Origin of the sequence: Aquamicrobium aerolatum DSM 21857 (genome assembly GCF_900113935.1) — a bacterium.
Classification (GTDB): Bacteria; Pseudomonadota; Alphaproteobacteria; order Rhizobiales; family Rhizobiaceae; genus Aerobium; species Aerobium aerolatum.
Genome location: NZ_FORF01000039.1, coordinates 1 through 11,155, shown reverse-complemented (window position 1 = coordinate 11,155; position 11,155 = coordinate 1). Strand labels below are relative to the sequence as shown.

Below are 11,155 nucleotides of genomic sequence, written 5' to 3'. Positions count from 1 at the left end.
CGCCCGCCAGTCGGCGCTTGCCGGCTTCCATGAACTCTTTCGACCAAGTGTAATAAAGGCTCTGCGCGATGCCTTCCTTGCGGCACAGTTCGGCAATGCTGTCTTCGCCGCGCAGACCATCGAGAACGATCCGGATCTTGTCTTCAGCTGAAAAGTGCCGTCGGGTCGCCCGGCGAATGTCCTTCACCACCTGCTCGGCAGGCTTTTTGGTGCTCGGGGATTTAGCAGTCATCTTGGTTCCTTCGTCAGACGACGAGACCAAAACACTCCTTAAAGCTCAACCCTGAATCTGTGCCATGGGCGCTGACGGGGAACAGGAACGCTAAATCACGTTGACGTAAACGTCAATTATCTGCTAGTTTGGCGCTGTTTTTAATAGCGGCCACAACATGCCGCAATCAGGAGAGACCACGCATGAGCCTTGACGCCATTGCCGAAAAGATCCGGGAGCGCGTAGCCGGGAGCGGATTTGACAAGTCGGTAAAGTTCGATCTGGGCGACGACGGCGTCATCGTTGTCGACGGTCAGAACGTCTCCACCGAAGATGCCGGCGCTGACTGCACGATCACCATTTCCAAGGACAACTTTATCGCACTGACCTCGGGCGAGCTGAACCCGACGATGGCTTTCATGTCCGGGAAAATCAAGGTTGCGGGCGACATGTCGATCGCAATGCAGCTCAGCCAGGTGCTCTGAGGTATCGCCTCCCCCACCTGCTTCCCAAGCGTTTTGATAAAGAAAGGCGGCTTCACGGCCGCCTTTTGCTATTCGGAAAAATTAATTTGGTGCGCTCCCTCATGGGCACTTGCACCGGGGCTCTCGGTTGGCATAGGGAGAGCGCGCAATCTTGCCCGGGGGAACTTCATGTTTAATTTCAAAAACATCTTTATTGCTGCCGCTGCCTTGTCCTTCTCGACCGCAGCCTATGCTGACGATCTCGTATTCAAGTTCATCAACAAAAGCGATTTTGTGGTCACCGAACTCTACACATCGCCAAGCAACGTTTCTGAGTGGGAGGAAGACATCCTCGGCCGCGACGTTCTGGGGTCGGGCGAGAGCGTCAATGTGACCATCGCCGACGGTCGTCGCGCCTGCGAATACGACCTTCGCATCGTGTTCGACGATGGCGACGTTCTGGAAGACACCACGGATCTCTGCGAGACGGCGAGCTACACCGTCTCCAACTGATCCTTTCGGATCAATTATGCGGCCCGCGCCACAAGCGCGGGCTTTTCCTTGCCGCCGCTGGCCTTCAGCGTGCCGCTTGCCCCGTCAAGCCATCCGTCGACCAGTTCGAGCGCCAGAAAGCGTTCGCGCTCATAGGGTCCGGGCATCGACAGATTTCCGGTCTTTTCGGCAGAGAACCCGAAGCGCGCGTAGTACGGCGCATCGCCGACCAGCAGGATAGCCCCATGGCCAAGCTGCCGCGCAGCCTCGAGTGCATGGCGCATCAACTGTGAGCCAATCCCCGCGGATTTGACTGAAGTCTCGACCGCAAGCGGGCCCAGCAGCAGCGCCTGCGCACCGTCTTCCCCCAGGCGAACACTCCAGAGGCGCACCGTGCCCAGAAGAACACCGTCGGCGTCCTTTGCGACGAGGGCCAGCCCTTTGGCCGGGCGGCGGCCACGGCGCAGCTTTTCCGATGATTTCTTCTTGCGTCCCTGCCCCATTGCACGATCGAGCAGCGCTTCGCGTGCGGGCACGTCGAAGGCTTGCTCAGCCAGCACTGCGACAGCGGAATCTTGCTGAAGCATGGCCTGCAAATTCATGGCGGCATTCCTTGAAAAACGGGACGGTGAAAAATCGACGAGCAGGATCGGGCGGGAGAACCCGCCTGATCCACAGATAGATAATGAACGTTTCCGTCAGATGACGTAGGCGCGCAGCGGCTCGAAACCGTTGAAAGCCACGGCCGAATAGGTCGTGGTATAGGCACCCGTGCCCTCGATCAGCACCTCGTCGCCGATCGTCAGTGACAGCGGCAACGGATAAGGCGTCTTCTCGTACATCACGTCCGCAGAATCGCAGGTCGGGCCGGCAAGAATGCAAGGCGCCGTCTCGTCGCCATCATGCGGCGTCGCGATCGGGTAGCGGATCGCCTCATCCATCGTCTCGGCCAGACCGCCGAACTTGCCGATGTCGAGATAGACCCAGCGCACATTGTCATTGTCGGCCTTCTTCGAGATCAGCACGACCTCAGACTTGATGACACCTGCGTTGCCGACCATGCCACGACCCGGCTCGATGATGGTTTCCGGAAGGCGATTGCCGAAATGGCGCGACAGCGACGCGAAGATCGCCTCGCCATAGGCCTGTGCCGTCGGCACGTCTTTCAGGTAGCGGGTCGGGAAACCGCCGCCCATATTGACGAGCTTGAGCACGATGCCTTCCTTCTCGAGAGCCTCGAAGACCCCCTTGGCGTCTGCCAGCGCCTTGTCCCAGGCGTCGAGGTCGCACTGCTGCGAGCCGACATGAAACGATACGCCATAGGCCTCAATTCCCAGCTTGTGCGCATGACGAAGGACATCGACAGCCATCTTCGGCTCACAGCCGAACTTACGCGACAACGGCCATTCGGCGCCCTCGCCGTCAGCAAGAACACGGCAGAACACACGGCTGCCCGGAGCAGCGCGTGCGATCTTCTCGACTTCTTCGACGCAATCGACCGCAAACAGGCGAATGCCCATCTCGAAGGCGCGTGCAACATCGCGCTCCTTCTTGATGGTGTTGCCATAGCTGATGCGGTCTGCAGACGCGCCAGCGTCAAGCGCCATCTCGATTTCAGCAACCGAAGCGGTGTCGAAGGACGAGCCGAGACCAGCCAGCATGCGCAGGATTTCCGGCGCTGGATTGGCTTTCACCGCGTAATAGATCTTTGCGCTCGGAAGCGCGCGCTCGAACGCCTTGTAATTGTCCTCGATGACATCAAGGTCAACAACGAGGCATGGGCCGCTGGGACGACGGGTAGCAAGAAAGTCGAGAATGCGCTGGGTTGCCATGGTTCTCTCCGCATCAATTCATAGGTGCGTGCGTCAACGCGCTGGCGTCGACCCGCGGGACAAAGAACGTTAGGCGCGGTCAAAGGCCCAGCTGGTGGAAACACCAGACCTCGAACGCACTTCACGTGGCGGTGAGCACCCGTCTTGCGACGAATACTCGCTTTGTCTGCCTTGGCTTGGATGGGAGAACCCCCGGTCCGCACTGCCGGCAATGAAGGTGTGCCTCTTCAGTAACCCCGATCTTTGGACGACCGGCAGAACACCAGAAAGGCCCGCACCGTCGTTGCTTCAAGGTGTCCTCGGCTCAGCGGTTGGCCGCCAGACCGACTGGAGGGGTTAGCTCCAGGTACCTTACCGATTTCCCTCACCAAACGAGGTTACGGCGGACACCCACAGGCACGTGCGACTTTGGGCAAGCGCGGATATAGGGATAAGGTCTGAGACAATCAATCGGTATTTTTGCCTTTGCGCAAAATTGAAATCCGGTGAGTCAAACTTGCAACAGAACGGTCGCGACAGACGCGCAATGCGAGCGCACTCATCAGCCGAAAAATCAACCTAACGAATTGAAATTTTTATATATTCTGCCGCACCACCCACGCTTGCCGCGACATTTCTCTCTCATGAGATGAGTCTCGCATTCTGGAAGAAACGCTGACGCGGCCTTCACTCTCTGTCATTCGATTCAGCTTGATCTAAAAGCGATTCGGGCCGGCGTTCACCACATGAGACCGCCTGGAGCTTGATCTGCTCGATTAAATGAACAAAGCTGTGAAACTCTATCCAAATCAGCGAACGCAGGAGCCACATGGATACTCTTACGCGTATGCGCGCTTTCATCGATGTCGTTGAGGCCGAAGGTTTTTCGGCTGCCGCACGCAAGATCGGCCGATCAAAAGCGCTGTTGTCGAAATATGTCCGCGAGTTGGAGGACGAGCTCGGCGCCCTCCTGCTCAATCGCACGACACGCCAATTCTCCCTGACCGAAACCGGTCATACCTATTACGCACGCGCAACGGAGATCGTGCGCGAGATCGACAGCCTTTCCGAAACGGTGCGCGAATCGTCGGGTGATGTGAAAGGCCGCATCAAGCTCAGTGCGCCGCGCACATTCGCCGACGCCCCCATCGGCCAGTCCCTGATCGATTTCATCAAGGCCTATCCGGAGATTGTGCTGGAAATCAATCTCGATGACCGCTTCGTCGACCTCGTCGAAGAAGGCTTCGATCTGGCGATCCGCATCACGCGTCTTGAAGACAGTTCGCTGATCGCGCGCCGACTGTCACCTTTCTCGGTCACCATCTGCGCCTCTCCCGACACACTCGAAACGCTCGGGACACCGCAGAAGCCTCAAGACCTTGCCAAGATGCCTTGTATCATCGACAGCAATGGACGCTGGCTTTCCAACTGGCCGTTCATGCGCCAGAACGGTGAAATGTTCTCTGTATCGGTGAGCGGCCCGCTGGAGGCCAACAGTCCGCTGACAGCGCGGGCAGCGGCAATTGCCGGGCTGGGATTTGCACCACTGCCCGACTTCATCGCCGAGCCGGCGCTTGAATCGGGTGAGCTCGTCCGGGTTCTGGAAGACTGGGTGCCCCGTGGCGGCGGCATCTATGCCGTCTACCCGCACCGCCGCTATTTACCGGCAAAGATCCGGGTCTTCGTGGACTTCCTGGTTCAGTGGTTCAAAGAACGGGAAACACCGCCCGCCTAAAGCATGTCTCCCTAATCTGGGGGCCGGTTTCGGGTTAAAGACACGCGTAAAAACAAGGAACTGAAGCGCAGGGAGCGAATCTGAAAGATCGCGACGCGCTTTAAGACGACCGCCCTAATTTCTCCCGGTTGTCATGCTCTGTCGCGGTCGGTTTGAAGGACGTTCCAACGTGAATAGATTCGTGCGCAGCGCTCTGGCCCCCGCGTCATACGCCCTTGTGGCAACTGCCTGCCTCAACGCGCCGGCACTCGCACATCCGCACATCTTCGCGGAGGCGAGTCTGGAAGTCGTTGTGGCGGCCGACGCGACCCTTGAATCGCTGCGTCATGTCTGGCGGTTTGACGACCTGTTCTCAAGCACTGTCCTGCTGGAATTCGACGCAAACAGCGACCTCGTCCTCAGCCATGAAGAACTGGAAGCGGTGGCGTCCGTCATCCATGAATCGCTTGGCGAATTCGACTATTTCCAGTTCGTTTCCGCCGACGGCAAGTCGGTCGAAATGCGCACGCCGGATCGCATCGTCGCGCTTTTCGACGATCACCAGTTGACGATCCTTTTCGAATCCGGCCCGGCTTCTCCGCTGCCCTTGCAGGGAAAGCTGGAATTCGGGGTCTACGATCCGACATTCTACACGGCCATCGACTTCTATCAGGATGAGAACCTGACGGTGTCGAATCTGCCAGAAACCTGCACGACCCAGGTTGTCCGCCCAGACCCTGACGAAGCCATCGCCATGAACCAGCAGTCGCTGACCGACGCCTTCTTCAATGATCCGATGGGCGTTGATTATTCGAAGCTGTTCGCAACGCGGCTTGAGCTGAACTGTCCGACCAAAGGGGTGAAATCGTGAAGAAGAATGCGGTCCGCATCATCTTTGCTGCCATCGCAGTGGCAATCCTGTTGAGCCATCTCGGCCTGCCAGCCCATGCGCAAAGCTCTCTGGGCATCGGTGCGCGCGAAACCACGCTGCCTTCCACCGGGATGTTTTCCGGCATCATTGGCTGGATCAATGTCCAGCAGCAGGCGTTCTACCGAACCCTCACCGGCACGCTGCGCTCCATCCGCGACAGCGGCGATGGCATGTGGCTGATGGTCGGCATCTCATTCGCCTATGGCGTCTTCCACGCCGCCGGCCCAGGTCACGGCAAGGCCGTCATATCCTCCTACATGCTGGCCAATGAGGTCGCGCTGCGCCGCGGGGTGCTGCTCTCATTTGTTTCAGCGCTTCTGCAGGGCATCACCGCAATCATTCTGATGAGCCTTGTATTCCTCGTTCTGCGCGGCACCTCGGTGTCGATGACCGACGCCACGCGCTTTCTCGAAATCGCCAGCTATGTGCTCGTCACGGGATTTGGCGCCTGGCTGTTGTGGCGCAAGGCCTGGCCACCGCTTCGGCGGGCGCTTGGCCGCGCTCCCGCACATAGCCTTTCGGCTGCCCATGTCGACCACCATCATCACCACCATGACCATGACCATCACCATCAACATCACGAGCATTCTCACGACCACGATCACCATCATCACGGTGACGTCTGCTCGAGCTGCGGTCACGCGCACGCTCCCGATCCAAAGCTGATTTCCGGCGATCAGTTCAGCTGGAAAACAGCCTGGACCGCCATTGTCGCGGTTGGGCTGCGTCCGTGCACCGGCGCGCTTGTGGTGCTGTCATTCGCCTTTCTCAACGGCTTGTTCGCGTCCGGTGTGCTGTCGGTATTCGCCATGGCACTGGGAACTGCGATTACGGTGTCGGCACTGGCGATACTCGCCGTCACCGCCAAGAATGTTGCGGTCGCGTTTGCCGGCAATGGGCGCGCAGGCAACCGGATCCACACCGCAATCGAGATTGCCGGCGCTGCCTTCGTATTCCTACTGGGCCTTGCCTTGCTAAGCGCAGCACTATCTGCCTGATCGGTCCGGTCAGTCGCGCGCCTTGCGCTGACTGCGGCCTCGTACCCAGAACACAGCGAAAAACGCCAGCACGAACAGGGCGGCGATAGCGCCGCCAATATAGGGAGAAATGCTGCCGGCGGCGATCACGATCGAAGGCAGGAAGTAAGCACCGGCGCAAAACACGATCAGGATAAGTGCAGCGGCAATCGCCGAGTTCCGGGTGCTTGTGTCCATAGTTTCTTCCCAATGCAGCAGCGCGGCGACCGGTCTGGCGCCGTTTGCAGATTACATGGTCGATCGGGGGCTGCTTGGCAAGAAGCTGCGCCAGCAAAGCGCGAGGGTGCGACAGGTCGCCCTGACAATTTTAGCTGGACAGGCCAGCCCTGATTTCACCCAGGCTACGCTTTTGCCTCCCGTTCGCGTCGAAATTGGCCGGATCGAGCCACGCCTCGAACTCAGCTCTTTTCTGCGGCCATTCGCTGTCCAGCATCGAAAACCACGCCGTGTCGCGGTTCTCGCCCTTCACCACAAGATGCTGGCGGAAAATGCCCTCGAACGTGAAGCCAAACCGCTCGGCAGCCGCGCACGAGGGCAGATTGAGCGCATTGCATTTCCACTCGAAACGCCGATAGCCCAGCTCGTCGAATATGTAGCGCGCAAACAGATAGAGTGCTTCGGTGGCCGCAGGCATGCGTGCCACAGGCGGGTTCCACAAGATGCTGCCGATCTCGACGACACCGTTTGCGGGGTCCATGCGCATCAACGCCTGACGTCCGCCAACCTTGCCACTGGCACGGTCGATCACGGCGAAATGCATCGGGTCAACGCTTGCCGCTGCAGCTTCCATCCAGGACTGGAAGTCTCCGCGGTTCTCCGGCGGATCGTCATACAGCCAGCGGAAGCGGTCCGCCCGATCTTCTGTGCGCGACGCCTCGTAGAGCGCGTCACCATGGCGAGCAGCGTCCAGCGGCTCCAGCTTCACATATCGACCCTCAAGCACCAGTCGTTGCGGGCGCGAGCGCGGCGTCCAGTTCTGCAGATTCGTCATGATAGCGTCCTCGCATTCTGCCGATGATCGCCCATCAGTGCCCAATGCCTTCCACCCGCGACAGCACCAATATCGCCATGGCTGATATTCCAGAACCGGCCAGTGGCAGGTCAGCCCCGACCCACAAATGGCATTTTTGTCGCCATAACGGTCATGAACAGCACATTGGTCTCCAACGGCAGGTTCGCCATATGCAGCACTGCATCCGCCACATGCTCGACATCCATGACGGCCTCGGCGCGTATTGACCCATCCGGCTGGGGCACGCCCTGCGTCATGGGGACCGCCATCTCGGTCATCGCATTGCCAATATCGATCTGGCCGCACGCAATGTCGAATGCTCGCCCATCCAGTGCCAGCGTTTTGGTCAAACCGGTAATCGCATGTTTGGTGGAAGTGTAGGCAACAGAACCCGGTCGTGGCGCATGCGCGGAGATCGAACCATTATTGATGATGCGCCCACCCATCGGGGTCTGCCGTCGCATCATCCCAAACGCCGCGCGCGCGCATAAGAACGAACCCGTCAGGTTCACGTCCACGATGTCGCGCCACACATCGACCGGCAGTTCATCAATCAGGGTTGCCGGATAGCCCGCCCCGGCATTGTTGAACAACAGATCCAGCCTGCCGAACTGTTCACCTATCTGGTCGAACAGAGCCTCGACCTGCTCTTCATTCGACACGTCGCAAGCAAGCGGCAGCGCGGTCGCACCATTGTCTGCTTGCGCCCTTGCCGCCGCAGCCGCGTCAGCCAGCTTCGAAAGCGTCCGGCCGACAATGATCGTGTGCCAGCCATTGCGCACCAGCGCGGTGGCGACAGATTTACCGATGCCGCTGCCTGCGCCGGTTACCAGAGCAATCTTTTCGCGAGCCATGCCGATCTCCTCCATCGTTTCAGATGGTCTGATTTGCAAATGATGGCGTCGATGGCAAGCAGCACAGCCTGTGCTCAAAGAAAGGGCGGTCGCTGTGACCGCCCTCAATCTGAATCACGCCTGGGAGGAGGAAAAGCGGATCCGATTAGGTTCAGGTTGGACCGGATTCGTTAACGACGGGTTAACGATACCAGCGCCATCACCCGACCGTGACTTCGTGTGATTTCGCTTGTGCTACGGTTGCCTCGATATGGTCGATGAGAGCGTCTGGCAGTTTCAGGCGGCCAGCCAACATATCGAGATAGCCACGCTCGGCGCGAGTACGCGGCTCAATGGCGATCCTCGATGCGGTGTAAAGTTCCGTCCGTTGGGCTTCCGTCTGCGCCGCGGCCACAAGCCCATCGATATCAATAGGCTTCTGCAGCTCTTCCAGAAGGAATGCTTCGGCATCGCTGCCGATACCCGACAGTTTCAGCCTGTCCGAAATCGCGGCCCGTTCCGCGTCGTCGATATGCCCATCGGCGCGCGCCGCCGCAATCATTGCGCGCGCGATCACCAAAGCGAATTCGGCCTCGCCCTGCGGCGCCTGGGCCGGGTGAAACGGCGTGTCGGCGGGCGGCGGCAACAGCTCCTGATCGCGAGGTGCATCCTGGGGCGGGTTACCCGCGCTGTAATTCTGATAAGCCTTGTAGGCAAGGCCGGCGACAGCGGCGAGACCGCCCAGCTTCACCGCCGACCCGGTGATCTTTCGCCCAGGGCCGCTGCCAAGAAGCACGGCAGCAAGCGCGCCGGTGGCGAGTGGGTTGTCGCGCGCCATCTGGATCGCCTCACCGGCCTTGTCGCGGACGGTGGACTGCGTTCCCGGCACTTTGGAACCCAACAGATCGTCGAGCAGCTTTTTCGGATCGAACATGCGCGCACTCCTCACATTGATGTTGGAGAAACGTAGGCAGGCGATCATGGCATTACAATAACGCTATCGCATCTCTCCCGAAAGCAGATGCCGGTTTCGGGATAAAGACATGCGATAATGAAAGACTTTGAAGCGTCAGAAGCGAGTCCGAAAGACTGCACGCCTTAGCGTCAACTATCCTCGTAGTTGCGCCCGATGGGAGATGGCGCGCCGCGTTGCTCCGCTAAAGACACCTGCCGATGGCGCTCCAGATAGCGCGCGCGATCTTCCTCGGTGCGGCTGTCATGGCAGATGTGGCACGACACGCCTTTGACATAGAATTCAGACAGGCGATCCTGTGGCGTCAGCGGAAAACGGCAGGCACGGCACAACTCCGCCTCGCCTTCCTGGAGGCCGTGGACCACCGAAACGCGCTCGTCAAAAACGAAGCATTCGCCCTCCCAAAGGCTTTCTTCCTGCGGCACATCTTCAAGGTATTTCAGGATGCCACCCTTGAGGTGGTACACGTCATCGATGCCGAGTGAGCGCACATAGGCGGTCGCTTTCTCGCAGCGAATTCCACCCGTGCAGAACATTGCCACCTTGCGACCTGCCAGCTCATTGTGGCGCGCCTTCACCCAGTCCGGAAACTGGCGGAAGCTTTCGGTCTTCGGGTCGACGGCCCGTTTGAACGTACCCAACGCCACCTCATAATCGTTGCGCGTGTCGATGACGATTGTCTCTGGATCGGCGATCAGGTCGTTCCATTGCTGCGCTTCGACATAGGTGCCAGCATCGCCTATCGGGTCGAGATCCTCGACCCCCATCGTGACGATCTCACGTTTCAAGCGAACCTTCATGCGATGAAACGGCATCTGCGAGGCGGTGCTGAACTTCACTTCGATGCCTCTGAGCGGTTCGATCCCGTTCAGAAAGCCCATCAACTCATCAATGGCCTCAGGCGTCCCTGCGACAGTGCCATTGATGCCTTCATGGGCCAGCAACAGCGTGCCTTTGATGCCGCGCGCAGTGCAGAACTCTACGGTTGGCTGCTGGAGATCGCGCCAGTTCGGCAGCGACGCGAAGCGGTAAAGCGCAGCAACCTTGTAGGCGGCGGTGTGGTCTTGCTGGTCCATAACTGGCTCCCGGAGCTTCCTGCCGCCTGACGATACGGCCCGGCATTGCGCCAATGCGACCCGCATCCGGCCATCCAGGCAGAAAACTCTATATTTCAGATTTTGGCTTGCTCTAACGCCGCTTCGCGCCGGTTTCAAGGCGTTACTCCATCCACCTTGTACCATCAGCCTCCGACAATCGCTGTTTCCGGCAAGGAGAGAACGATGTCGAAATCCAACATAATGACTGAAATTGAGCGTGCCGCGCGCCATCTCGGTGTCGAGACGGCGGCGCTGGCTGTCAATGACCGTGGAAACGGGACCCCGCCTTTTCGTGTAAAAGGGACCCCGGTTAGAGCTTGTGAAGGGCACGCCGGTTAGCGCCCGATCAGGCGAAGCTGGTCGGGGTTGCACAGCCTGATCGGGCGCGGCTGATTGGCTTTTCGGCTTTAGCTTTGAGAGCGGCTTTTGAAGCGCCAGGATTCGTTTCCGGTCTCGACGATTTCGCAGTGGTGCGTGAGCCTGTCCAGCAGTGCGGTCGTCATCTTGGCGTCGCCGAAGACGCTCGGCCATTCTGCGAAAGCGAGATTGGTGGTGATGATGACGCTGGTGCGCTCGTAAA

At 59.2% G+C, this 11,155-nt stretch carries 14 protein-coding genes; 5 read left to right on the top strand and 9 right to left on the bottom strand.

What is annotated here, in order from left to right; genetic code table 11:
- Window positions 1-232: transposase (locus tag BMZ42_RS17445; RefSeq protein WP_139208004.1), on the bottom strand; the 232-nt coding region annotated here is incomplete at its 3' end.
- 182 nt (window positions 233-414) lie between these two features.
- Between BMZ42_RS17445 and BMZ42_RS17440 the strand changes: the two genes are divergently transcribed.
- Window positions 415-696, top strand: a complete 282-nt coding sequence (locus BMZ42_RS17440; RefSeq protein WP_091525120.1) for an SCP2 sterol-binding domain-containing protein — start codon at window positions 415-417, stop codon at window positions 694-696.
- Window positions 697-864: 168 nt separating this feature from the next.
- Window positions 865-1,188: a hypothetical protein gene (locus BMZ42_RS17435; protein ID WP_091525117.1), complete on the top strand. Its 324-nt coding sequence runs from the start codon at window positions 865-867 to the stop codon at window positions 1,186-1,188.
- 14 nt (window positions 1,189-1,202) lie between these two features.
- On the opposite strand, the gene BMZ42_RS17430 is transcribed toward BMZ42_RS17435, so the two are convergent.
- Entirely contained in the window at window positions 1,203-1,769 is a 567-nt protein-coding gene (locus BMZ42_RS17430; protein ID WP_244523322.1) for a GNAT family N-acetyltransferase, read from the bottom strand.
- Between the two features lie 96 nt (window positions 1,770-1,865).
- The gene (locus tag BMZ42_RS17425) at window positions 1,866-2,999 is read right to left on the bottom strand and encodes a type III PLP-dependent enzyme (RefSeq protein WP_091525114.1); all 1,134 of its coding nucleotides are present in this window, start codon (window positions 2,997-2,999) and stop codon (window positions 1,866-1,868) included.
- 808 nt (window positions 3,000-3,807) lie between these two features.
- Here BMZ42_RS17425 and BMZ42_RS17420 point away from each other — a divergent pair.
- From BMZ42_RS17420 to BMZ42_RS17410, 3 genes are all read left to right on the top strand, one after another.
- Window positions 3,808-4,713 (top strand): LysR family transcriptional regulator, encoded by a 906-nt coding sequence (locus BMZ42_RS17420; RefSeq protein ID WP_091525112.1) that lies wholly within the window; start codon window positions 3,808-3,810, stop codon window positions 4,711-4,713.
- A 133-nt stretch (window positions 4,714-4,846) separates the two neighbouring features.
- Entirely contained in the window at window positions 4,847-5,563 is a 717-nt protein-coding gene (locus tag BMZ42_RS17415; RefSeq protein ID WP_091525110.1) for a DUF1007 family protein, read from the top strand.
- Window positions 5,560-6,621, top strand: coding sequence for a nickel/cobalt transporter (locus BMZ42_RS17410; RefSeq protein ID WP_091525108.1), 1,062 nt, complete (start codon window positions 5,560-5,562; stop codon window positions 6,619-6,621). The genes BMZ42_RS17415 and BMZ42_RS17410 overlap by 4 nt, the downstream gene beginning before the upstream one ends.
- Before the next feature lie 9 nt (window positions 6,622-6,630).
- On the opposite strand, the gene BMZ42_RS17405 is transcribed toward BMZ42_RS17410, so the two are convergent.
- From BMZ42_RS17405 to BMZ42_RS17380, 6 genes are all read right to left on the bottom strand, one after another.
- Window positions 6,631-6,837 carry a hypothetical protein gene (locus BMZ42_RS17405; RefSeq protein ID WP_091525106.1) on the bottom strand — a complete coding sequence of 69 codons (207 nt, stop codon included), beginning with the start codon at window positions 6,835-6,837 and terminating at the stop codon, window positions 6,631-6,633.
- A gap of 130 nt (window positions 6,838-6,967) precedes the next feature.
- Window positions 6,968-7,651, bottom strand: coding sequence for a GNAT family N-acetyltransferase (locus tag BMZ42_RS17400; RefSeq protein ID WP_091525104.1), 684 nt, complete (start codon window positions 7,649-7,651; stop codon window positions 6,968-6,970).
- A gap of 110 nt (window positions 7,652-7,761) precedes the next feature.
- Window positions 7,762-8,526, bottom strand: coding sequence for an SDR family oxidoreductase (locus BMZ42_RS17395; RefSeq protein WP_091525122.1), 765 nt, complete (start codon window positions 8,524-8,526; stop codon window positions 7,762-7,764).
- Between the two features lie 199 nt (window positions 8,527-8,725).
- Window positions 8,726-9,439, bottom strand: a complete 714-nt coding sequence (locus tag BMZ42_RS17390; RefSeq protein ID WP_091525102.1) for a tellurite resistance TerB family protein — start codon at window positions 9,437-9,439, stop codon at window positions 8,726-8,728.
- 170 nt (window positions 9,440-9,609) lie between these two features.
- Window positions 9,610-10,554 carry an oxygen-dependent tRNA uridine(34) hydroxylase TrhO gene (gene trhO / locus BMZ42_RS17385; protein ID WP_091525100.1) on the bottom strand — a complete coding sequence of 315 codons (945 nt, stop codon included), beginning with the start codon at window positions 10,552-10,554 and terminating at the stop codon, window positions 9,610-9,612.
- 428 nt (window positions 10,555-10,982) lie between these two features.
- Window positions 10,983-11,155: ATP-binding protein (locus BMZ42_RS17380; protein WP_175556773.1), on the bottom strand; the 173-nt coding region annotated here is incomplete at its 5' end.